Below are 23,804 nucleotides of genomic sequence, written 5' to 3' on the forward strand. Positions count from 1 at the left end.
GAGTCAGCCTTTCAGGACAGGATTAAGCTTGGTTGCTTGAACCAAACTCACGCATCTTGCCAGTAACGACGTTATAAATCGCTTCGATACCAGGTCCGATAATTTTACGTGGGTCATATACTTTTGCATCAGCAGCAACTTTCTCACGTACTGCACGAGTCCATTCTTGTTGGCACTCAGTGTTGACGTTGATTTTGCTGTGGCCGAGCTCGATTGCTTTTTTGATTTGGTGCTCAGGAATTCCTGATCCGCCGTGAAGAACGAGTGGTGTTTTAGTCGCTTCCGCGATTTCTTCCATCTCTTTAAATCCAAGTTTTGGCTCGCCTTGGTATTCACCGTGTACAGAACCGAGTGCTGCAGCAAGTGCATCCACTTTCGCTTCTTTTACAACACGTACACACTCATCGAGGTCAGCGTATTGTACGCCACCAACAACGCCGTCTTCTTCGCCGCCAACTGTACCGACTTCTGCCTCAACAGAAGCACCTTTAGCGTGAGCGTACTCAACAACTTGTTTCGTCATTTCGATGTTTTCATCGATTGGGTGGTGTGAACCGTCAATCATGACTGACGTGAAACCAGCGTCGATCGCTGCTTTACACTTATCGAATGAAGAACCGTGGTCAAGGTGGATTGCAACTGGAACAGTGATGTTGTAGTCGTGCATAAGACCTTCAACCATTTTGACAACTGTCGTGAAGCCACCCATGTACTTCGCTGCACCTTCTGATACACCGAGGATTACTGGTGATTTCTCGTCTTCCGCAGCGCGAAGAATCGCTTGCGTCCACTCGAGGTTGTTGATGTTGAATTGGCCGACTGCATACTTGCCTTCGAATGCTTTGTTAAGCATTTCTGTCATTGATACTAATGGCATAATGACATCCTCCTGTCTGTTCGCTATTATACACGTTTGGGAAAAGTTCCCCCGTGCAATTCGTTCCCATTATAACACACCGTAAAACATGTGCCTATGCTATTCGGGCATAGAAATGGCTTAGCGCAAGCGTTTACATATGTCATCTTGGTGACGAAACGTCAAATTTTCAAGACTTCTTTCACTTTTCCAATCATCCCATAAATATCAAACGGCTTCTCAAATTGTGCCGTGATCCCGAGACGACGCACTTCTTCAATCACCGTTTCTTCCCCAAATGCCGTCATAATCATGACGGGTGTGTCTAACTGTTTTTCGCGCATGCGACGTAATACTTCATGTCCAAACATACGAGGCATATTCATATCGAGCAATACCAAATCATATTGCTCCCGCTCTAAAAATTCCCAGGCGCTGATGCCGTCTTGCGCCGTGTCCACGTCTACACCCATGTTCGTGAACACTTGCGCGAGCATCGTACGAATTCCGTCCTGGTCATCTGCTATTAACATCCGTGACATGCATGTCCCTTCTTTCATTCATCATTTACCATATTCAAACAATTTAACCTTACCAAACTCATCTCTTTTTCGCGACGTCTATCTTTTGAAATCAAGGGAACGATGGCCCGGAATTCTCTTCTTCCTGTTCTTCCTTCAACTGTTCAGGTACGTCTAGCACATTCACCTGCTCGTAGTCGGTCACTTCCGCATCTTCTTCTTTCACAAATACTCGCAGATAGTTCCCTTCCGGTAACAACCCCGTGGTGGCAACAGACAGAGGACGTTTTTTCCCATCCTCGTCGTACCCGATGAGATCATAGCGATAACCACCCGAGGTTTGTGTCGCCACTTCTGCACTTGGGACTTTGACATAATAGACATCGGCTAACAATCGATTAGGATCGACATAACGCCACCCTACTACTAATAGAATGCCAATCAATAGGATGGCAACGAGGTTTCGTTTCATAAAAAATTCTCCCTCAATCTAAGAATCACTACTTATGAGGTATACCGTTATTCCGAATCGATGAAACCATGACACAAAAAAGGTTCATCCTATTTAGAATGAACCTTTCCTGCAATGCAGTGCATTACGATTCGACAGTCACAGGCACAACTGCGATTTCAATCTCCTTCTCCACTTCTTCACGCTCTTCTTTCAAACGCTCATCCGACCATTTGAAGACGTCGGCCATGCAACGAAGGACACCTTCTTTGTGTTGACGGACGAAATCGATATCAAAGAACATCGCTCCGGTCCGACGAATCAAGAAGTCGATGGCGCGTACGACCGCTTCTTCTTCAATGCCATAAATCAATTGTGCATAGACGACCTCTGGCAAGTCATACGCGTTCGAGTCCATCCGCTCGATGACGCGATCGATATTCGATCCGTATAGACGGACGAGTTCTTCCGCGTGCCCCGCGTCGAGACCGTGATTTTGAAGTTCTTTCGTTTTCTTCTCGAGGAAGTCTTTGAACCCTTTCGATCCGCCGACGTGACCACCTGACATCGGCATATGCTTCGTCCGGCTTGCCAAGTAGACGACACCCTCTTCTTCTTTTAATAATTTCGCGACAAGGTCGACGACCGTTTCTGACATCTTTCGATACCCTGTCAATTTACCGCCGGCAATCGTGATCAAGCCGCTGTCTGACTGCCAAATTTCGTCCTTACGTGAAATTTCAGAAGGGTCTTTTCCTTCCTCATAAATCAATGGACGAATACCCGCCCAGCTTGATTCCACATCATCTGCTGTGACATGAACGTCTGGGAACATATAATGGATTGCATCCAAAATATAATCGCGGTCCTCTGTCGTCATGCGTGGATGCGCTTTGTTTTTATCAAAGAACGTATCCGTCGTTCCAACGTACGCTTTGTTTCCGCGTGGAATGGCAAAGACCATGCGCCCATCTGGTGTGTCGAAATAAATTGCCTGTTTGAGTGGGAATTTCGATTGATCGATGACAAGGTGAATTCCCTTCGTCAAACGAAGCTGTTTGCCTTTTTTCGAGTTGTCTTCTTCCCGTAACTCATCGACCCATGGACCAGTCGCATTAATGATTTTTTTCGCATAGACGTCATATGTCGACCCATCGATTTGGTCTTCGACGTGTACCCCCGCCACTTTGCCGTTCTCGTAAATCAACCCGGTCACTTTGGCATAGTTCATAAGAAGCGCGCCGTGATTCGCTGCCTCTTTCGCCACTTCGATTGTCAATCGTGCATCATCCGTCCGATACTCGACGTAGTATCCACCACCGACTAAGTCATCTTTTTTCACGAGCGGTGCTTTTTTGATGACTTCATTCGGTTTGAGCATCATGCGACGTTCTGCCCGTTTGACGCCTGCAAGGAAGTCATACACCATGAGTCCGATTGAAGTTGAGAAAGGACCAAACGTGCCTCCCTTGTGCATCGGTAATAGCATCTGTTCCGGTGTCGTGACATGTGGACCGTTCTCATACACGATGGCACGCTCTTTCCCGACTTCTGCGACGAGCGCCACTTCAAATTGTTTCAAATAGCGGAGTCCCCCGTGAACAAGTTTCGTCGAACGGCTTGACGTCCCGGCCGCAAAGTCTTGCATTTCAAGAACCGCTGTCTTCATCCCACGTGACGACGCATCGAGCGCAATCCCTGCTCCGGTTATCCCTCCACCGACAACAAGAACGTCATGACGTTCGCTTGTCAGTTGTTCGTATCGTTTCGCTCGTTCTTTCGCTGAGAAATTTCTGATTTCCATCTTATTCCCTCCTATAGTAAGTACGGTTCAATGAATAGAAAAAGAGACCACAACAAAAACAAGGCTTCCCCCTTCTGTTGTGGTCTCTCTATTGTCTCGAACCGAATATCAACTTTTCTCCTGTATTATACCCTATTCTTTTCAGTTCAATCATCTCTTACGCTTGCGCAATCTGTAATGTGTTCATTCACAAGCATCCGACTCGCATTTTTGAGTCGAGAAGCTTAGACTTCAAGGTATCATGTTGAAGGAGGATTTCAGATGAAACGTATGTTACAACCTTTTCAATTCAAAAATGGCGTCGAAGTACCGAACCGACTCGTCTTGGCTCCGATGACACATTACTCATCAGAACCAACGGGCGAAGTATCCGAGCATGAGCTCGCCTACTATCGGAAACGGGCGCAAAACGTCGGGCTTGCGATTACAGCATGCGCGTACGTGACAGAAGACGGGAAAGGTTTCCCGAACGCATTCGGGGTCAATGACGACAAATTCATCCCGGGTCTCCGTCAATTGGCGGAAAGTTTAAAAGCGGAAGGTGCAAAAGCCATCCTTCAAATTTTCCACGCTGGACGGATGTCACCACCTGAACTCGTCCCGAACGAACAACCTGTCAGTGCAAGTGCTGTCGCGCCTGTCCGAGAAGGCGCCGTCACACCACGTGCCCTCGAGACATCAGAGGTCGAAGCCATTATCGAGGCGTTCGGTGAAGCGACGCGTCGGGCCATCGAAGCCGGGTTTGATGGCGTCGAGATTCACGGAGCGAACACCTACTTGATTCAACAATTCTTCTCACCGCACTCAAATCGCCGTGAAGATCGCTTCGGCGGTGATGTTCATGGACGTTTGACGTTCCCACGCGAAGTCATTCGTCGTGTGAAAGAAGCAGCTGCAGATGCAGAAGACTTCTTAGTCGGCTATCGTTTCTCACCGGAAGAAATCGAAGAGCCAGGAATCACACTCGACGACACGGATGTGTTACTCGATATGATTTTAGAAGAGGGCGTCGATTATATTCACGCTTCTCTCTGGAACTTCAATACAGCTTCCATGCGTGACGAGAATGTCACGGAGCGTTCGATAGACCGCATCGCCAATCGAATCAATGGTGCCATCCCACTCATCGGAGTCGGGCAACTCCAACGTCCGGCCCAAGTGGAAGACGCACTCGACGTCGTCGATTTTGCCGCACTCGGTCGCGAACTGATCATCGATCCACAATGGCTGGAAAAAGTGGAATCGGACCGCGAAGACGAGATCGAGACAGAACTCGACTTGAACAAACAAGCCGAACTCGCTGTCCCAGCTCCGCTATGGAACGCCATCACGACACGTGCCGGTTGGTTCCCAATTAAAGATCAAGAAGTGAAATAAAAAAATGAACCTGCCGTTTATCACGGCGGGTTCATTTACTATTTCAACGTCAAGAGCTCACTCATCGTCACAAACGTGTACCCTTCACGTTTCAGCGCATCGAGAACTTTCGGCAACCCTTCAGCTGTGGACTCATGAATATCATGCATCAAGACAACAGCACTTGGATGGACATTGTCCATAATCAAGCGATACATTTGATCGGCATTACGGTGACTCCAATCAAGAGAATCGACCGTCCATAGTGCAAGGGTCTGCTCCTTTGTCTGAATGATCTGCTCAATCATTTCATTTTTAGCCCCGTATGGTGGACGAACCAATGATGGGCGTTGTCCCGTAAGCCTCTCAATTCGTTCATCAACCTGTTCGAGTTCCTCTTTGACTCCCTTCTCAGACAATTGTGTCAAATCCGGGTGATGTTCAGTATGATTTGCTAGCTCATGACCTGACAACGCTACTTGTCTCGCTACATCAGGATAGAATTCCATCTGACTTCCTAACATAAAGAACGTAGCACGCGCTTGGTATTTCTCAAGTGTCTCAAGAATGTGAGGTGTCACAATCGGATGGGGTCCATCATCGAACGTCAGTGCAACATATTTCCCATTGGGTTCAAGCGGCTTATTTGAGGGACTCATGATTGGAGAATCTTCTTGTGCAGTGGGCGTATCTAATTCGGATAACAAAAACGGCTCAACTTCCTTCATCGGAATATGAACTTCTACCACACCTGCCGCTCCCGCCGCCACTTCATACTCGTCAAATATGACATCTAGACCAGAGGACGTCAGTATCCACTTCGTCGATTTAGGGTGTTTAATCGCTTCACGTAACTGATCCTCAAATACGTATTCTTGATGTTGTAATTGTGTGATGACGCTATGCTTGAACCATTCTAATGCATGTTGGTCATCACGTAAGACATCATCCCATTCAACGAACGTTCCGTCCGAAAGGTTCATCCGAAATACGTCGACAGTGGTTTGACCATTCGCACCACCAGTGAATGCATAAGTATGAACGACTAGCGTGTATTCAGTCTGATTCGTTTGATATGTATCGGTCTGAATATTTAAGTGACCCGTTTGACCGTGACTAGGGGTGAGGTTGTGTTGAAATGCTTCTTTCTTTTCTAAAATGAATGCATCCAGCTCCTCGTTTAGCATTTCATAATCCGTTCTCGGAACAGAGATTGATGTCGTATATCTTTTCGCTTGTTCACTCTCTACCGTTAAGTGTAACCCGGGGTATTGTCCGGTAAAGGATGGTGTCGGAACTTTTTTAATCGTCGGGGCGGCTCCCGCGATGTAATACCATGTGCCCATCCCAATCAATAACATCACAATAACTAACATGTGTCGTTTCATTCTTATTCTCTCCTATTTAATTCAATCGATTCGATTGTAGCAAACTCTTCACGAATGAAATCGTCAATATGGCGACAAATATATACAAAATCATACAAAACAGGTACGTCGTCTTTAAATAGACGGCGTACCTGTTTTCATCCATTCTTCGCGTAACATGCCCATCCGAATCGAATCGTAGCGTTTCGCGTTCACGACACGCACTTGACGAATTCGACCTTCAAGCTGCATCCCTACTTTTTCAGCGACCCGCATCATTCGCTCGTTCCCTGACCATGTCGTCAATCCCACGCGGACGACCGGTAACGTTTCAAACAAATGTTTCGTCCATAGACGAAGGGCACGCGTCCCGACACCTCGATTCCAGCGGTCGGATTGATGCAAGATGATGCCCATCTCGAGCCACTCTCGTCCGGCATCTTCGAAATAATAGGAAACCGTGCCATATACCGTTCCACTGACCTCAATGACCCACATGTCTTCTTTTTTGATGAACGATCGCTCGATTTGCTGAAACTCTTCGTAAGACATTGACTTGTGTTCGAAGTAAGGCGCGTCCCACTGTTTCCATTCCGGTACCGCATCTCGATAAATCAATTCCCAGAGTCGTGATAGATCCTGTTCTTCAATCGGTCGAATGACCACTTCTTGATCTTGTCGCATGTTGTCTTCCTCTCTATAAATCGTCCTTACCTTATTCTTGTGTCCCGTTCGAATCTCCTTTTTTTCGTTTGCGCCAAATGAACGCAAGAATCAAGACAATCACACTTGTCATGACAGAAGCGATCGCGATTGGACTCGAATCGGTCATAAACAATTGTCCAATCGAGACAGAATAAGCAAGTCCGAACGACGTGACGAGTTTTGCCCCGAACGCGATACCCGCAAAGCGCAGAAACGGTACACGACTAAACCCCGCAGCGAGACAGATGACCTCGTCAGGTAAAATCGGAATGATAAATAAGACGAGCAAGACACCAAGACCGTATCGATCGACATATCGATCGTACGTCTTCAGTTTTTCTTCATCGACCCAACGAATCATGCGCCCTCGACCAAATCGGGCCAGTCCATACATGACAAAGATTCCAAGTGTCGTCGCAACGCTTCCGACCAAAGCGGCACGAAACGGTCCGAGCGCGACACTCCCAATCGGCACGCTGACCGCTTCCGGAACGGGTAACGCAATAGGTTGTAAAAAGCTAAATGCTGCAAACACCCAGACCGCCTGTCGTTCATATTGTTCTAGTAAACGATCCAATCCGTATGTGTCATAAAGGATGAGTCCGAATGAAACATAATAGACGAGAACGAAAATCAAGAAGAGAGAGAACGTGATCTTCCACATCTGCTTTAGGATGACGTTCGAGCCGTCCCGAATCGCCCGAAGTAACCCGACCGAGAGGGCGAGTAAAACAACACCTGTCCAGCCAAGTTGATACGGCAATAAAAGGGAAGGCAAGACGACGAACGGCAACAGACTGAGCGCGACAAGCCCTAATCCATATCCAAGATAAATCGAATGTCGTTCTTTCATGTGCCCTCACCCTCTCCCCGTTCTATTTCTAGTGTACCCACAAAGTGATAGGGATGTATCCTGCCGAAGGCGCTTTCCCTCTCATGCTTTTGACGTAGAAAAACCACGGTCCGCAATGGACCGTGGCTTTCAATCACTTATTCTCCAAGTGATGCTTGGATGAAGTCATGGAATAGACGTTGTGGACGTTCTGGACGCGAAATCAATTCTGGGTGGAACTGTGATGCCACGAACCATTTGTGTTCTGGAATCTCAATGATTTCTACGAGACGACCGTCTGGGCTCGTACCTGAGAACTTGAAGCCTTCTGCTTCAAACGCTTCACGGTATTCGTTGTTGAACTCATAACGGTGACGATGACGCTCGTATACGAGTTCTTGATCGTATGCCGCATGCGCTTTCGTCCCTTTTTCGAGTTTACATGGATAAAGTCCAAGACGAAGTGTGCCCCCAAGATCCTCGATATCTTTTTGCTCTGGAAGAAGGTCGATGATCGGATACGGTGTCGACGGATCGATTTCTGCAGTATGTGCGCCGTCCAACTTCAAGACGTTACGGGCAAACTCGACCGTCGCAAGTTGCATCCCGAGACAGATTCCGAAGAATGGGACGTTGTTTTCACGAGCAAAACGTGTCGCTTCAATCTTCCCTTCGATTCCACGCTCACCGAATCCACCTGGAACGAGGATTCCGTCCGCATCGCCGAGGATGTCTGAGACGTTTTCAGCCGTCACGTCTTCCGCGTTGACCCAGTCGATGTCGATATCCGCGTTGAACGCATAACCCGCATGTTTGAGTGCTTCCGCGACCGAGATATACGCATCACGCAATTCGACATATTTCCCGACGAGTGCGATTTTCACTTTCTTCTCAAGGTGTGTGACCGTGTGGACGAGTTCTTTCCAAGCCGTCATGTCAGCAGCCGGTGAATTGAAACCGAAGTAGTCGTTGACGAGTTGGTCCATTCCTTGTTTTTGAAGGTTGAGCGGTACTTCATAAAGTGTCGATGCGTCTTGCGCCTCGATGACCGCTTCTTTGCGCGTATCACAGAAGAGGGCGATTTTTTCACGCATGTCTTCTGGGATGTCATGCTCCGTACGAAGGACAATGATATCCGGTTGAATTCCGTAGCTGCGAAGCTCTTTGACACTGTGTTGTGTCGGTTTTGTCTTCATCTCACCTGCGGCACGAAGGTAAGGGACGAGTGTACAGTGGACGTACATGACGTTCTCTTTCCCGATGTCATTCTTCACTTGGCGAATCGCTTCGATGAACGGAAGGGACTCGATATCCCCGACTGTTCCACCAATCTCTGTGATGACGACATCGGCGTTCGTCTCGCGTCCTGCACGGAAGACACGGTCTTTGATTTCGTTCGTGATATGCGGAATGACCTGAACCGTCCCACCGTTATAGTCTCCACGACGCTCTTTCTTCAAGACAGTTGAATAAATGCGCCCTGATGTGACGTTCGCGTTTTGCGACAAGTTGATGTCGATAAAGCGCTCATAGTGTCCGAGGTCAAGGTCAGTCTCAGCGCCATCATCTGTGACGAATACTTCTCCGTGTTGATACGGGCTCATCGTACCTGGGTCAATGTTGATGTATGGGTCAAACTTCTGAATCGTGACGTTGAGTCCTCGATTTTTGAGTAGACGCGCGAGCGAAGCTGCCGTGATCCCTTTACCGAGCGAAGATACTACCCCGCCTGTTACGAAAATGTACTTTGTCATGTTTCTTTCTCCTCTCTTGAATACCAACCATCGGGAAACGAAAAAACAAAAAAAGCAAAAGTGCCCCCGAAAATGGAGGACACTTTTGCTGCATCGTTACGTGCTAAACTAGCCCATGACTAATTTACGCCAGAGACGATGCAGTCGTCAAGATATTATTTTTTCTTTTTTTCAAGTCGATGAACACGACTAAAAAAGAAAAAGAGACACGCCTAGCCGGGCGCGATGCCCGGCTTTTTTGCGGTCTCTTATAAATCATCCTCGTCTTCGATATCGAGGTCGTCGTCCAAGTCATCGTCCTTGAAATCGTCAAGGCCTTCTACTTTTTCTTCTTCGTCCTCATCATCAAATTCAGATGAATCATAGTCTTCAACTTTTGCGAATACATCCAAGTCATCCTCGATATCGACGATGCCTTCGTCTGCTTCTTCGAACTCTTCTTCGAATTCGTCAAGTTCACCACGTTGACGTGCTTCGATGACGAGATCCTCATCCGACTTATCGAATGGGTACCAAACACGAAGCGCCCAACGGTTTGCTCCTAAGTTGACGAACAACCCGTCGATGTTCAAATCGGTGTAAAGTTGTGCGATTTTTTCGAGCTCTTCCTCTTCACTCGCAAACGTATAGTTTTGCTTGATTTTTTCGCGAATCTCATCAAAAGAAACAGGCTGTTCGCCAGTTTCTTGGAGAAGTTCATAAACGAAATCAATCAACGATTTATTCATTAAAGGACACTCCTTTTCCGTCACTAGTTAAACATCACTCCTCATTATAAACAAAAGCGATATGAAAAAGCTAGGGAAAATTATGATTCATGTATTCTACTCGGACGAACTCGGAACCAGTACAGGCTGATCAATCCAATATTGAAAATCCACGTAAGTCCTAGAACACCGAACATCCATGCTTTTGGAATTTGAAACGATAATTCCTCGTTGACCGTCTGCCCAACGTACAAACCGTACCCTAACAATCCAATCATTAAGAAGGAGTACGCAACGACCATCCCAAACCGCTTCCACAGCTGCAAGAGCAAGGAAGCAAACTCCTTATTTTCCCCATATTGATCAAACAGATACGTATGGCTTACACTCGAGTACATCGTCTGCGTATACCCACTGACAAATAAGACAGGGATGAACGCAAGTGGCTCGATAAATCCTAGGAAAAAGATGAGGGAGGACACGAGTAACACGAGGTATGGGTGACGTGCGAAATCAAATATACGACTAAATAAAATCCAGCCGATGACGCCTACTAAAAATGGGACAAATACATAAAAAATGAGAACTTGAAACGAGTACAAGGCAAGACTGACAAAGACGGCACCAATTAACGTCCAACCACCGAACAATCCAATCACAAACGACAGCAATTGAACCTGACGGGTGCGACTCGCTCCAATAAAGTCTCGGACGCGCTTTTGGTACAATAACCATCCAACATAAACGAGCAAAATAATCATTAAGCCAAATACTTCGATATAGCCACGCGCCCCTTCTAAAAGACTGAGCAGACGACTAATCAATGTAAAAACGGTGACCGCGATGAAGGCACGGAGAAAAGAACGAGTTTCAAACTGCCAAGTCGCCGATTTTTGAAGCGGTAATTTCCGAACAAAAAGCCATGGTAGAATCAAACTGACCAAAAAGAGAGCGATGGCCAGATTGTATGACTGTGTCAATGCATAAGAGAATATCGCAATCCAACCGACTAACATCAGAACCAACGGCCAGGAGCTCCCTTTATCTTCTTTTGAATCTGGATCAGCAGCTGGTTTCAGTTCGTTTAATTGCGATAAAATCGTTGTCATAATCGACCCGACTCCAATTGATCCAACCCCGACTAAAAAGGCGCTCCATTCAATCGCACGCTCAAACGGGAGAACGAAACAAACGAGACCGACAACGAGTACGACCAAGGCGATTAAAAAAGTATCTTTAGAACCACGGCGTCCAATGACATAAACCCACAATAATAGACCGGACATACTGGCTACATAAAAAATCAAGAATGGAATGAGACGCCCGACACCTTCTTCGACTGCCATAATAGATAAAAATAAGATCTGCGGAAGAATTTGACTACTAAGAGCACTGACAATCGTCAATAGGACAACCATGTTTTTCATGGGACACACTCCTTACATTGAGATTGAATATTCTGTTCCTCAGTCATCCTTTCCCAGATCCATTCGTCTGCGAACCTCTTTCATAACACATTTACTTCTCAGTTTCTTCACTCTTTTGCCGATATAGAAGAGAATGACATTTTAGATATGAAAGAGAAGGAGAAAAATATATGGCACTTTTTCGTAAAACAACATCCAATCACTTCGTTGCCACTACCGGTTTTCCTGAAATCCAGACAATCGCTAAACCAGCCGACTCAAGCTTGAATGGTCGCACTCACTACATGGGATACACGACCTCTCAAGTAAAACGACTGCAAGGTATGGCTCCACTCGTCGAGTCAGTACTTGACGATGTACTTGAAAACGTACTCGACCACTTAATGCTGCAACCGGAAATGGTACAGATTGCGAACGCATCATCCACAAGAGAACGATTAAAAAAGGTATTCGCCGATTATTTCCGCAGCCTACTAACAGGGAACATCGATGATAAATTCTTGGCAATGCGGAAACGAATGGGACAGACGCACCACCACTTCGCCGTGCCTGTCGTCTGGTTCTTGGCGACGTACTCGGCATTTAATACGTTGCTCATCCCAAAAGTGGTTGAAACGTATCAACACGATCCTGCCCTCTTAAGTGAGTCCCTCTTAGCGTTGTCACACGCGATGAATTTAGACGCACAAATCGTCACCGAACAATACGTCAACGCCCGCCTCGATGAAATCGAGTCTGCGAACCAAGCTCGTGCGTCCCTGTTGAGTGACGTGACACGCGTCAGCACAGAAGTGGCGACTACGATGGAACAAACCGGACACGCCATGTCTGAAACGAGCAATCGTGCTCACCAAGTCCTTGCGGAAACGGAGCAAACGGAAAAAATGAGTCGTCATTTGATGAAATTGACGCACACGAACGGAAATCAAATCGAACAGATGGAAGTAGAGTTCAAACAGTCGGCCACCTACGTCGATACTTCGCTCGATCGAATTACCGCCCTAAAAGAAGGTTCACAGGATATTGTCAGCATGACCAAGAGCATCGAACAAATTGCTAACCAAACGAACTTACTCGCCTTAAACGCTTCGATTGAAGCGGCTCGCGCAGGAGAACACGGAAAAGGGTTCGCCGTCGTCGCCACCGAGGTACGCACACTTGCGGAGAACGCAAAACAACTGAGCAGTCAAATCAACGCGCTCATTCATGAAAATGAGACGAACATCGCGGCCCTCCTCGAGCAAATGGGGCAAATGCATCGGACGAACGATGAAGCGATGCGCCAACTAAGCACCGTCAAAGCTGGTTTTTCGACCGTTCAAGAAGAAATGGGCCAATACGTTCTTTCTTTCGAACGAAACAAACAAGATCTCGGACAGATGGTCGAGACCATTTCATCGATCAACGAGACGACGCAAGGGTTATCTCACTTGACCTCTTCCCTTCTATCCACCTCTGAGATGCAGTAAACAAACAAGGCACGGTCCGCGGACCGTGCCTTCATGTATTATTGGACAACTGGTTCTGGTATCTCGATGGCCTTCAGCGAGCGATCGAGCAATTCGACGACATCGAACGTGCCGACGGTCTCATCGACTTCCTTCGCTTTTGTTCCATCAGATAACATCGTCAAACAGTACGGACATGCCGAACCGATAACAGTCGGTTTCGTCTCAAGTAACTGTTCTGTCCGAGCCACGTTGACACGTGTCCCGACTTTTTCTTCCTGCCACATGAGACCACCACCGGCTCCACAACACATACCGTTTTCACGGTTACGTGTCGCTTCGACGAGTTCGACACCCGGTATGCGTTCTAGGACGAATCGTGGTGCATCGTAAATGCCGTTATAACGACCAAGGTAACAAGAGTCGTGATAGACGACACGTTCGTTCACGTGAAGGTCTGGCTGAATCCGACCTGTGTCAAGTAACTCCGCGAGCAACTCCGTATGATGATACACCTTCACATCAGTCAAACCGAAGTCCGGATACTCATTTTTGAACGTATTGTACGCGTGCGGGTCGACCGTGACGATTTTCGTCACCCCATACTTCTCAAATAGTTTAATGTTCGCTTCGGCGAGTTCTTGGAACAGCAACTCGTTTCCGATTCGACGTGGTGTATCCCCTGAGTTTTTCTCTTCATTTCCGAGAATGGCGAATGAGACGCCTGCCTTGTTCAAGACGCTCGCAAAGCTCTGCGCGACTTTTTGGCTACGGCTATCGTAAGACCCCATCGCGCCGACCCAGAAGAGATACTCGAATTCCTCGCCTGCTTTTTTCTTCTCTTTCGCCGTCGGGATGACGAGCTCTGTATCCTTACGCCAGTTCTCGCGTTCTTTCCGGTTCATTCCCCACGGGTTTCCTTGACGCTCGATATTGGCGACCGTACGCTGTGCCTCAGGGTCCATCTTCCCTTCCATCATGACGAGGTAACGACGAAGGTCAATGATTTTATCGACGTGTTCGTTCATGACCGGACACTGGTCTTCACAGTTACGGCAAGTCGTACAAGCCCAAATTTCTTCTTCCGTGATGACGTTGCCGATCAACTCGTCTGCGACGAGCATATGACCGTCTTGCGCAGCTGCTGCGATTTCAGCACCTTGCGTGTTTTGGAACATGAGTGCAGGTGCCCACGGTGATTTTCTCGTGACCGCCGCGCCTTTCATATTCATATGGTCACGAAGTTTGACGATTAAGTCCATCGGCGACAACATCTTCCCAGTTCCTGTTGCCGGACAAACATTCGTACAACGCCCGCACTCGACACAGGCATACAAGTCGACGAGCTGCTTCTGGTTGAAGTCTTCAATCTTGTTGACCCCGAAGACAATCTCTTCATCCGACTCTTCCGCTTCTTCCATCGCTGAAAAATCAACAGGTGCCAAGCGACCGACTTTGTGCGTGCGACCGAGCCATACGTTGAGCGTTCCGGCAATCAAGTGTGCGTGTTTTCCTTGTGGGATGTAGACCATGAAGCTGAGCAAGAATAAAAGGTGCATCCACCAAAAGACGACGAATAAAGCGAAAGCGACAGAGCCCGGTACCCAAGCAAATGCTGAGCCGATGAGCGTCGCGACCGGTTCGCCCCACATTGGAAGCTCTTCTTTATAGACGAGGTAAAAACCGTTCCCGAACAATACGGAAACCATCAACCCGCCGATGAAGATGAGGGCAAGACCTGCTAAAAAGTTTCGTTTCAAGCGCACGAGCTTCTCGACGTAACGACGGTAGAATCCCCAAACGACCGCAACGAGAATCATGAGCATGACGATTTCTTGCATGAACGTAAAGATTGGATAAAGCGGACCGAGCGGGATATGCGGGAAACGTGTTCCCACCGCTAGTCCTTTCCAAATAAAATCAATCGCCCCGAATTGGACGAGGATGAAGCCATAAAACATCATGACGTGAATTGCGCCACTCTTCTTATCTTTCAACAATTTCTTTTGACCGAACACGTTGATCATGACCTGTTCGAGTCGTTCTTTGTTCGTTTGGCTCCATTCTGCCTTCTTCCCGAGCTTGATGAACGTATAACGCTGATGAACTAGCGTAGCAAATAAATATACACCATAGCCGAGGACGAGCAAGAATAGAATCCAGTTGACGATTAAAAATGTAGACATCCCCAAAACTCCCCCTTTTGAAAACGGATTCAATCTTGAATTCAGTATATCAAATGATGAATGAACAGTCATTCATTTTTGTGAAGTTCTCATCAGAAGTTTAGAAGATGTTTCAATATGAGCAATAATCCCCCATAGCTGCACACGGCCAATACGAACGTGCGGAAGTGCAAATTTCGGTCGGATGGCAGTTCAAACTTCACGATATTGAGAATCATCGCCCCGGCCACAAAGGCAAAACAGAGCGCTTCGACGTGCGCCGCCAAGTCAATCCAGCGTGAAAAGAACCCACCAAGTAAAATCCCACCACTCAACAAATAGCGTCCTTGTCGCATGTAACGTTCACCATAATGACGATTTAAGTCATGCCCGAGCGCTAAAAAGTGGACACCGAGCGCTGTCGCATAGAAACTTCTCGCAACGAACGTCACCGAGTCGGCTGTCACCACGTACGCCGAGAAGGTCATATAGGCCGTGAGGAGTGTCACCTGTAACCAATACGAAACGGCCCGGTCGACCGCCTCATCTTGAAAGTGAGGGGTACGAACGAACCGCATGGTGCCGTAAAACAACGTGAAACCGATGAGACTGACGATGTAGATTTCTGAAGGTAACGCCAAATTCAACCAATCGACACGAAGCGTGTCCTGGCGTTTGTTCAGGGACGGCAAAAGATACATGAAGAAGTACGTGATGGCGATGCCGCTCGAGAAAGAGAACCATTTTTTCGAAGGAACGGTCTCTTCCCGGAACAAATAGATGCCGAAGAAGTTAATCAGCGCCAAATAGATGATGATCCAGTTCGCCATCTCGTCCTCACCCTTTCAAGTCAATCCAAAACCGCTCGACGACTGTCCCGTCTTCTTCCGTATACGGTGTGTCCGCAATGCCACCATTGTTTAAAATGACTTGACGGGAAGCGATATTTGTCCGGTTACACGTGATGAGTGCCCGCTCGATTCCAAGTTCTTTCACTTTCTCAAGCGCAAGTTGCAGTTGGATTGTGGCGAGTCCACGCCCGCGTGCGCTCGGTTTCACCCCATACCCGACATGCCCGCCAATCTTCAAGAGCGATTCGTTCAGCTCATGACGAATGTTCGTCGCGCCAAGAAGCTCCTCCCCGTCCGTGAGCCAATACGTTGTGCTCGGGACCCAACCTTTCTCTATATGTTCACATAACTCCTTCTGACGTAACGTGTTGACATATGCCTCGAAGTCGGTCGTTTCACGGTCCACTGAAGTCGGGACGATTCGCTCATCACGTTCGTACCATTCTTGTAAAAATGCGAGAATCTGTTCTTTTTGTTCGACAGATGTTTTGATTAGTCTTAACATCACATTTCCCCCTTTAACCATTTCCATTCGCGTTCTCTGTTTGATTTCCTTGTTCCTTCATCTTAGAGAAGATACCTTCGAAATAAAATGGACGTTCTTGTCGAAGTGTGTCCCCTTTCAGGCATGAAAAAAAGTGCCATCCTGTTCAGATGACACTTTTGACATGCTTACTCTTCGAGTCCGAGCCGTTGTGGCATATGTGGCGCGAGTTGTCTCGCTTCTTCCAACCGACCTGCTTCGACGAGCGTATGGAAATGTAAAAACTGTTCATGCGATGCATCACTGATGGCTGCCAAATAATCGACGTACCGATCGTAGACCGCTTTGTCTTCTGACCGCGCCTCAATAAGTGCGATGTACAGGCGAACGGTGTCTTCCCCGTAAAGGAGCGGGAACTCATCGTTCAGTTGAAGCAATTTATCGATTGAATCGATATCGACTCCGTTTTCTTGGTCATAATGCATGATGACTTGTTCAGCATGGTCTTCAAGGCGACCGCGCCACTCTTCATACTCTTCTTCATTCGTTTCGAGCATCTCGAACCAGTCTTCGTTCAACATCTCTTCAATCTTATTTACGCGTTCTGTGAAGTTCATACGCTCTCTCCTCCTTCAAATGTCCATGTGACATGTACTTCGTATATACCCACGTTTTCTTCATTCATGGATAATTCATATACGAACGTACATGACTCTTCAGACACATCGAGTCGCGATGTCGTCGTCGCCATCGTCATCGACATATAGGCATTCTTATATAAGCTTTGCGTGAAGCGACCTTCGATGAAGGAATGGTTCATCTCGATCGGTCCTTTGCAGATGAGCGCCAATCGTTCCGGCGTGTACTTGATTGTCGTCGGGACCATTCCGTCCTCTTGTTGTTGGTCAAACATTAAAATAAAGCCAGTCTTCAATGGATAGTATACGCCGTCAGCCGATAGTTCGATCGGCTCCGGAATGTCACTCATCCGAGTTGTTTGCTGGACACGCACGCGAAGTGGTTCAATCGCCATGCTCATCCCCCTTTCCGTCAACTCATCGTACCATATGTGGTAGGAGTCGTTCTATCGACGGTGCTTCGTTTTCACATAGACGAGATGGTCTACCCACTCATCATTCTCAAAAATAAATCCTTCTCTCGTGCACTCGTACGACATGCCGACACGCTCTGCGAGACGAACGGATGCCTCATTGTCGAGATTGATGTGTGCCTCGATCCGTTGAAAATTTAAGTCGTCAAAGGCGATGCGCATCGCTAAATCGACCGCCTCTGTGCCATATCCGTTTTGCCAATGTTGGTTATGGATGGTATACCCGACCCGACCCCAATGAAATCCATCTCGCGCCAATGTCGAGAAATCCACCATGCCGAGATGTATCCCATCTTCAAGCCGGAAAATCCCAAAGACATGCGCACGGTCTTCATGTGCGAGTGATTGGTGTGTGTCGACTAGCTGACCGAACCAAACGGACGTACAGTCGCTCATATCTAATTTTCCCGGGTCATATACATGTTGTGAAACGAGACGATTTGTAAAGCCGCTTAACCATGTGTCATAATCTCGTTTCTCTAACGGTCGTACGATGATTCGATTTGTTTTTCGATGATACGTAAATGGATTCAATCTCTCCTGTCTCCTCCCTATTACTTTTATACGGTCAGAAAAACTTCTTCCACTTTCCTTCCGAAATCACATCGATCTTCCCTTCGTTTACACGAATCGCGGTCTCGTCGTCAATCGCATAGGCCGGCGACTGTAATGTCTCCGCCCATTCTGCAGCATCTCGTGACGTGTTCTCCGGTAACATTTCGTGGTCGAGATGAGGAAAAATCGAGAAGTCGACAAACCCTAATGTATCATCACTCTGCTCGTCGGATGCGCGCCATCCGACAAACGCTTCTCCAATTCGTGGTGTCATCACCATGCTACCTGCACTCAATCCGACGTAGACACCTTTCCAGGACGGGAGCAGCGAGGCTACCTCGGACTGTTTCATCCAATGGTAGAGAAAGAGCGGATCGCCCCCATTCACCAATAATACGTCTGCCTTATCAAACGCCGGTCTCCACACCGACTCATCGATACTCGGGAGTGCGCTCAGTTCGAGCACCCCAACCGACTTCCAGCCCAACTCACACATCGGCGTCGAGAAATCTCCGTTGAAAAAGTTCCATGCGTGTTTCGTTCCCCCGTTCAACGCATAAATGGCTGTTGGGATACAGAGTGCATTACACTCTTCAATCGGCTTGTCTAATAACTCGAGAAGTGCTCGTTTGATGCTTTCGTTCTTAATACCTGCTGACGTTAATAACAGTTTCATTTACGTTTCCTCCTTCTCATCTCCCTATAAGGAGTTCGCATGAGTCGCCGTTATCCCCTTTTTCCAACAAAAAAGGCCGTAGACGAATTTTCGTCCACGACCTTGAAGTTCTGAAAAATTAGCTAATTTTATACACGCGACCTTCGAACGGTTTCAAGTGAAGGAGCGATGATTCCGCATCGCCTTCAACCGGCATGTTGCTCAAGACGACATCTTGCGCACGAAGTGTCTGATCCATATCAAACATCGTCTCTTTCGCCGTCAAGTTCGTGACGACGAGGTACTGCGTGTCACCGAGCGTACGCGTATACGCATAGACTTCCGGGTGTTCCGGCAAGACGACATCATACGCCCCGTAAACAAACGTCTCATTATCTTTACGAAGTTGAATCATCTCTTTATAGAAGTTAAAGATTGAGTCCTCATCTTCAAGCTGTGATTCGACGTTGATATCCGTATAGTTCGGGTTGATGCCGACCCATGGCTGCTCTGCGAACGTGAATCCGGCGTTCGGGGCATCACTCCACTGCATCGGTGTACGCGTGTTGTCGCGTGACGAGTTCCACGTGATGCGCATCATCTCGTCATGACTCTTCCCTTGCTCGACACCGATATAGTAGCGGTTGCGTGTCGCGATGTCATCATATTGATCGATCGAATCGAATTTGACGTTCGTCATCCCGATCTCTTGACCTTGATAGATAAACGGCGTCCCTTGCATGAGGAAGTACATCATCGCAATCGACTTCGCGCTTTCTTTCCAGTAACGCTCATCGTCTCCCCATTTCGAGACCGTACGCGTCTGGTCATGGTTTTCGACGTAAAGGGCGTTCCATCCATCGGCCTCAAGTCCTTTTTGCCATTTCGTCAACACGTTCTTCAAGTGAACGACATCGAGTTTCGAATCGGCATCTTCACTCCAAAGGTCCATGTGTTCGAATTGGAAGACCATGTTCATCTTCCCTTCCTTTTCACCGACCCATAGATGGGCATCGTCAGGTGAGACGCCGTTCGCTTCACCGACCGTCATGATGTCATGTTTATTGAACGTCTCGTCACGAAGCTCTTCTAAATAGTCGTGAATTCCGTCCACGTTCATGTGCATCTCGAACGACGGTACAAAGTCGAGGTCGTTCGGGTTTGGCAAGTCGGCGAACGTCGGATTCTTGCGAATATGGCTGATTGCATCGACACGGAATCCGTCGATCCCTTTTTCGAGCCACCAGTTGATCATATCGTATACCGCTGTACGCATCTCAGGATTTTCCCAATTGAGGTCCGGCTGTTTCTTCGAGAAGACATGCAAGTAGTATTGCTCCGTCGTTTCATCGAATTCCCAAGCCGAGCCACCAAAGATCGATTCCCAGTTATTCGGCTTCGACCCGTCCGGTTTTCCGTCGCGCCAGATATACCAGTCGCGCTTCGGATTGTCTTTTGAGCTCTTCGATTCAATGAACCAAGGGTGCTCATCCGACGTATGGTTGACGACGAGGTCGAGCAACAGCTTCATACCGCGCTGATGCACTTCGTCCAATAAGCGGTCGAAGTCTTCCATCGTACCGAACTCGTCCATGATATCTTGATAGTCACTAATGTCATAACCGTTATCATCGTTTGGCGATTTATACATCGGGCAAATCCAGATAACATCAATACCGAGGTCTTTCAAATAGTCGAGCTTATCAATGATTCCTTGAATGTCTCCAATTCCGTCCCCGTTCGCGTCATAAAAGCTACGCGGATAAATTTGATAGGCGACGGCTTCTTTCCACCAGTTGCGTTTAAGCGTTTGTGTTTGTTGTTCTCGTTGTAAAAGTTGCATGTGATCTAGATACTCCTTATCCCAAAACTCACTGCTCATCATTTATACTTATCTTATTCGTGCTGTGAACTTTATATCATTAGCGCAATCGTTTGCACGATGCAATAAATTTATCTTACCAAAAAACATTCGATGATACAAAGATGTTTCATCAGCATACTCAACGTGTACCCTACACGATTTTGAAAAGAAATGAAAGCGAGGTGCTTCATCATGTTTCGATTTGCCACAATGGAGGATTTTTCAGCAGTCGATCAATTGATTTTAAAGAAAGCAAAAGAGTTCCAAGTAGCCGGAAAGTCGCAATGGGTCAAATATTTAGAGCCGAGTCGTTCCGACTATGTCCGTCACGATTTGACAAACGGGACGGTGTTTGTCTACGAACGAGATCAGCAAATCGTCGGTGCCGTCAGCCTGATTCCTCCGACTGACTGGGACCATAATCTATGGGACGACCCGGACGGTGCCGTCTACTTGCATCGACTCGTCACGGACTCGAATGCAAAAGGTGAACGCATCGGGGAACGTTTGATGCAGCATGCCTTAGCAAACACGTCTTCGACCATTCGATTGGACTGTGTTGCCGATAACGCCTTCTTAAATAACTACTATCCTCGGTTCGGTTTCTACTATATCGGCGAACGAAATGGATTCTCACTGTTTGAAAAAAAGGCTTGACCTTGACGTGACGTCAACCTTTACGCTTTGACTAAGGAGGTGAAGGGATGTATTCGATTCAACAACTTGCGTCACTCGCTGGAACGACAACGCGAACGCTTCGACATTATGACGCAATCGGTCTTCTCATTGCGAACCGTGACGCCAACGGCTATCGGCGTTATTCTTCGCGCGATGCGGAACGGTTGCAACTCATCTTACTCTATCGCACGCTCGATGTTCCTCTCGATCAAATCGGAGAATTGCTTGATTCAACGACGTTCAACCGGATTGATGTGTTGAGTGGACATATCGAGGCGTTGCGACAGAAAGCAGCCTATTTCGCTCAGCTTGCCGAGACGGCAGAAGCGACCCTCACCTCACTCAAAGGAGGGATTCCAATGGATGACAAGTCATTATTTGATGGATTATCTTATGAGGAGATTCAAGCTCACGAGGCGAAACATCAAGAGGAAGTGCAGGAACGTTGGGGAGAGACTTCAGCTTACAAGACAGCACAAGAACGTGCGCAGAAGCGATCGAAAGCGGACTGGGAACGCATCAATCAAATGCAACTCGATTTGATTGCGCCACTCGTTGATTTATTTCGTTCACAAATCGCAATCGATGACGACCGAGTTCAATCGATTGTGAAAGACAATCATCTGTTCATCGACACACACTTTTACGACTGTTCACTCGATATGTTCAGTGGACTCGGACAGATGTATGTGACGGATGAACGATTCACCGCATTTTATGATCGCTTCGAGCCGGGGCTCGCTGCGTATTATAACGAGGCCATCCAATACTATTGTATCGCTAACAGTTAAGTCCAAGCCTCAGGCTTGGACTTTTTTTCGTCGCTCGGTGTCTTCTTGCGGTCCTATTTGAAGATGTTTTTGTAACATCGGGAGACTCGTCGCCAAATAAATATAAGGGAAGGTCGAGAAGTTGTCCGTTCCACCTGTATAGATTACTTCACTCGTTAGTGGGGTCCATCCTTTCTTCGTCCACTGGCAAAGTCGAACTTCTTTTCTCGATGTGTGGTTATGGAATCCCCAATATGCTTCTCGTTGTCCCACTGCCATCGATGGGGTGATGTTTAAGATGGGACAGTTCATTTCTTGTAACAATCGTTCGTTCATTTCCGCAACTTCGTACATGATGATGACGTCCGGTTGCAGGTGTCGAATCGTATGTTCCGCTTTTTTATCTTGTAAGGAAACGACACGCGTCATACGCTGTTCCGGAATCGAATCGTCACAGAAAGCATACCGCGACTGCAACTCCGCGATTCGTTCTCGACTGAACCGCCGCATTATGGGAGTCAGGAAGGAAATGTACGATTGTGTCAGAAGTTCTTTCCACGTGTTGACATGAGTCGGTGTCGGACCATCTTCCATGATCACATGTGTGACGCCTAAATCCCGTATCGCTTGATAGACAAGTGTTGAACTCCAGTGGTCGCCCGTGCAGAGTACAACTCGCATTTTCTCATCTCCCTCCACTTTGGTTTGCGGTTTGACGCATCTCTCGGACCGCCACATCAAATGAACCAAACATTTGTTGAATGTCTTTTAATGTCGGACGATTGCCCTTTTCTTTTTGCCACACTTCATAACCCCATGGTGAGAGAGCGGTCAAATGTTCATCTGCCTCGTGTAGCGCGTCCATCATTTGCTTCTCCGTGAACAGCTCTCGCGTTGAGATGCCAATCTCGTCTAACGCTTGGGACCAAGACCCGAAACGCCTCACCACTTTCGTGATACTCGGACGTTGGTTCTGCTTGGCCCATTTGGCATAAGCGGTCGACGTCAATGGATGAAGCTCTTCATTGGCATCAAGTAACGATTGGATGATTTCACATTTTTGATCGAACGAGATGATACTCTTCAAATTCGCCTCAATCAGTGCCACTTTCCACGATCCGAACTGAATGACGACCTCTGTCAACGTCGGTGCATCATTGGTCATGGCCCACTTTCGATAATCGGCACTATTGAATGAATCATGCTCTTTCGCCGCTTCACGAAGCATTTGAATCATTTCTTTCTTTGTGAACCGTGGCGTTTGCTGTTCCAACCCAGCCAAACGCAGTACATTCGACCATGATCCGTACATTTCCAATAATTCCACCACGGTTGCCCCGCCGTTAATCTTTTGCCATTTCTGATACATGTAGATGGTGAGGCGACCGTCCGAAGAAGCCTCTTGTAAGTGATCAATCAGTTGTTGCTTTCCCATGTCGCCTC

At 47.5% G+C, this 23,804-nt stretch carries 24 protein-coding genes; 4 read left to right on the plus strand and 20 right to left on the minus strand.

The window, feature by feature from the left end; all coding sequences use genetic code 11:
* Positions 1 to 22: 22 nt before the first annotated feature.
* The 4 genes from fba to F3H97_RS10040 all read right to left on the minus strand — a co-directional run bounded on the left by fba (position 23) and on the right by F3H97_RS10040 (position 3,632).
* Positions 23 to 877: a class II fructose-1,6-bisphosphate aldolase gene (gene fba / locus F3H97_RS10025; RefSeq protein WP_159562989.1), complete on the minus strand. Its 855-nt coding sequence runs from the start codon at positions 875 to 877 to the stop codon at positions 23 to 25.
* Between the two features lie 161 nt (positions 878 to 1,038).
* Entirely contained in the window at positions 1,039 to 1,398 is a 360-nt protein-coding gene (locus F3H97_RS10030) for a response regulator (RefSeq protein ID WP_074035685.1), read from the minus strand.
* Between the two features lie 91 nt (positions 1,399 to 1,489).
* Positions 1,490 to 1,849 carry a YxeA family protein gene (locus F3H97_RS10035; protein ID WP_196431279.1) on the minus strand — a complete coding sequence of 120 codons (360 nt, stop codon included), beginning with the start codon at positions 1,847 to 1,849 and terminating at the stop codon, positions 1,490 to 1,492.
* Between the two features lie 124 nt (positions 1,850 to 1,973).
* Positions 1,974 to 3,632 (minus strand): glycerol-3-phosphate dehydrogenase/oxidase, encoded by a 1,659-nt coding sequence (locus F3H97_RS10040; RefSeq protein ID WP_214783694.1) that lies wholly within the window; start codon positions 3,630 to 3,632, stop codon positions 1,974 to 1,976.
* 261 nt (positions 3,633 to 3,893) lie between these two features.
* On the opposite strand from F3H97_RS10040, the gene F3H97_RS10045 reads away from it, so the two are divergent.
* Positions 3,894 to 5,009, plus strand: coding sequence for an NADH-dependent flavin oxidoreductase (locus F3H97_RS10045; protein WP_196431280.1), 1,116 nt, complete (start codon positions 3,894 to 3,896; stop codon positions 5,007 to 5,009).
* Between the two features lie 38 nt (positions 5,010 to 5,047).
* Here F3H97_RS10045 and F3H97_RS10050 read toward each other — a convergent pair whose 3' ends face one another.
* From F3H97_RS10050 to F3H97_RS10075, 6 genes are all read right to left on the minus strand, one after another.
* Positions 5,048 to 6,376, minus strand: coding sequence for a polysaccharide deacetylase family protein (locus F3H97_RS10050; RefSeq protein ID WP_074035676.1), 1,329 nt, complete (start codon positions 6,374 to 6,376; stop codon positions 5,048 to 5,050).
* Positions 6,377 to 6,490: 114 nt separating this feature from the next.
* The gene (locus F3H97_RS10055) at positions 6,491 to 7,039 is read right to left on the minus strand and encodes a GNAT family N-acetyltransferase (RefSeq protein ID WP_074035674.1); all 549 of its coding nucleotides are present in this window, start codon (positions 7,037 to 7,039) and stop codon (positions 6,491 to 6,493) included.
* 31 nt (positions 7,040 to 7,070) lie between these two features.
* Complete coding sequence (locus F3H97_RS10060) at positions 7,071 to 7,913, minus strand: TVP38/TMEM64 family protein (protein ID WP_196431281.1); 843 nt, start codon at positions 7,911 to 7,913, stop codon at positions 7,071 to 7,073.
* Between the two features lie 137 nt (positions 7,914 to 8,050).
* Positions 8,051 to 9,646: a CTP synthase gene (locus F3H97_RS10065; RefSeq protein WP_074035670.1), complete on the minus strand. Its 1,596-nt coding sequence runs from the start codon at positions 9,644 to 9,646 to the stop codon at positions 8,051 to 8,053.
* Positions 9,647 to 9,894: 248 nt separating this feature from the next.
* Positions 9,895 to 10,374, minus strand: a complete 480-nt coding sequence (gene rpoE / locus F3H97_RS10070; protein ID WP_074035668.1) for a DNA-directed RNA polymerase subunit delta — start codon at positions 10,372 to 10,374, stop codon at positions 9,895 to 9,897.
* A gap of 80 nt (positions 10,375 to 10,454) precedes the next feature.
* Positions 10,455 to 11,780: a hypothetical protein gene (locus F3H97_RS10075; protein WP_196431282.1), complete on the minus strand. Its 1,326-nt coding sequence runs from the start codon at positions 11,778 to 11,780 to the stop codon at positions 10,455 to 10,457.
* A gap of 170 nt (positions 11,781 to 11,950) precedes the next feature.
* Here F3H97_RS10075 and F3H97_RS10080 point away from each other — a divergent pair, with 170 nt between their 5' ends.
* Positions 11,951 to 13,249 carry a globin-coupled sensor protein gene (locus F3H97_RS10080; protein ID WP_196431283.1) on the plus strand — a complete coding sequence of 433 codons (1,299 nt, stop codon included), beginning with the start codon at positions 11,951 to 11,953 and terminating at the stop codon, positions 13,247 to 13,249.
* 38 nt (positions 13,250 to 13,287) lie between these two features.
* Here the strand turns inward: F3H97_RS10080 and F3H97_RS10085 are convergent, their stop codons facing one another.
* From F3H97_RS10085 to F3H97_RS10120, 8 genes are all read right to left on the minus strand, one after another.
* On the minus strand, positions 13,288 to 15,414 hold the full coding sequence (locus tag F3H97_RS10085) for a (Fe-S)-binding protein (protein WP_159562996.1): 2,127 nt from the start codon (positions 15,412 to 15,414) through the stop codon (positions 13,288 to 13,290).
* Between the two features lie 92 nt (positions 15,415 to 15,506).
* Positions 15,507 to 16,223, minus strand: a complete 717-nt coding sequence (locus F3H97_RS10090; RefSeq protein WP_078147689.1) for a hypothetical protein — start codon at positions 16,221 to 16,223, stop codon at positions 15,507 to 15,509.
* Between the two features lie 7 nt (positions 16,224 to 16,230).
* Positions 16,231 to 16,749 carry a GNAT family N-acetyltransferase gene (locus F3H97_RS10095; protein ID WP_196431284.1) on the minus strand — a complete coding sequence of 173 codons (519 nt, stop codon included), beginning with the start codon at positions 16,747 to 16,749 and terminating at the stop codon, positions 16,231 to 16,233.
* A 167-nt stretch (positions 16,750 to 16,916) separates the two neighbouring features.
* Positions 16,917 to 17,345 (minus strand): hypothetical protein, encoded by a 429-nt coding sequence (locus F3H97_RS10100; RefSeq protein WP_159562998.1) that lies wholly within the window; start codon positions 17,343 to 17,345, stop codon positions 16,917 to 16,919.
* A complete protein-coding gene (locus F3H97_RS10105) occupies positions 17,342 to 17,761 on the minus strand; it encodes a YwiB family protein (protein WP_196431285.1) in 420 nt (139 codons plus the stop codon). The genes F3H97_RS10100 and F3H97_RS10105 overlap by 4 nt, the downstream gene beginning before the upstream one ends.
* A gap of 51 nt (positions 17,762 to 17,812) precedes the next feature.
* On the minus strand, positions 17,813 to 18,373 hold the full coding sequence (locus F3H97_RS10110; protein ID WP_159563000.1) for a GNAT family N-acetyltransferase: 561 nt from the start codon (positions 18,371 to 18,373) through the stop codon (positions 17,813 to 17,815).
* Positions 18,374 to 18,407: 34 nt separating this feature from the next.
* Positions 18,408 to 19,070, minus strand: a complete 663-nt coding sequence (locus F3H97_RS10115) for a Type 1 glutamine amidotransferase-like domain-containing protein (protein ID WP_196431286.1) — start codon at positions 19,068 to 19,070, stop codon at positions 18,408 to 18,410.
* 118 nt (positions 19,071 to 19,188) lie between these two features.
* Complete coding sequence (locus tag F3H97_RS10120) at positions 19,189 to 20,892, minus strand: glycoside hydrolase family 13 protein (RefSeq protein WP_159563002.1); 1,704 nt, start codon at positions 20,890 to 20,892, stop codon at positions 19,189 to 19,191.
* A 213-nt stretch (positions 20,893 to 21,105) separates the two neighbouring features.
* Here F3H97_RS10120 and F3H97_RS10125 point away from each other — a divergent pair, with 213 nt between their 5' ends.
* Both F3H97_RS10125 and F3H97_RS10130 read left to right on the plus strand, forming a co-directional pair.
* Positions 21,106 to 21,570 (plus strand): GNAT family N-acetyltransferase, encoded by a 465-nt coding sequence (locus F3H97_RS10125; protein ID WP_196431287.1) that lies wholly within the window; start codon positions 21,106 to 21,108, stop codon positions 21,568 to 21,570.
* A 47-nt stretch (positions 21,571 to 21,617) separates the two neighbouring features.
* The gene (locus tag F3H97_RS10130) at positions 21,618 to 22,382 is read left to right on the plus strand and encodes a MerR family transcriptional regulator (RefSeq protein ID WP_196431288.1); all 765 of its coding nucleotides are present in this window, start codon (positions 21,618 to 21,620) and stop codon (positions 22,380 to 22,382) included.
* A gap of 9 nt (positions 22,383 to 22,391) precedes the next feature.
* Here F3H97_RS10130 and F3H97_RS10135 read toward each other — a convergent pair whose 3' ends face one another.
* Together F3H97_RS10135 and F3H97_RS10140 are read right to left on the minus strand one after the other, a co-directional pair.
* A complete protein-coding gene (locus tag F3H97_RS10135; RefSeq protein ID WP_196431289.1) occupies positions 22,392 to 23,042 on the minus strand; it encodes a hypothetical protein in 651 nt (216 codons plus the stop codon).
* A 4-nt stretch (positions 23,043 to 23,046) separates the two neighbouring features.
* Positions 23,047 to 23,796: a hypothetical protein gene (locus F3H97_RS10140; RefSeq protein WP_196431290.1), complete on the minus strand. Its 750-nt coding sequence runs from the start codon at positions 23,794 to 23,796 to the stop codon at positions 23,047 to 23,049.
* Positions 23,797 to 23,804: the final 8 nt, after the last annotated feature.

It is taken from the genome of Exiguobacterium sp. SRB7LM (assembly GCF_015712685.1).
Taxonomy (GTDB): Bacteria; Bacillota; Bacilli; order Exiguobacteriales; family Exiguobacteriaceae; genus Exiguobacterium; species Exiguobacterium profundum.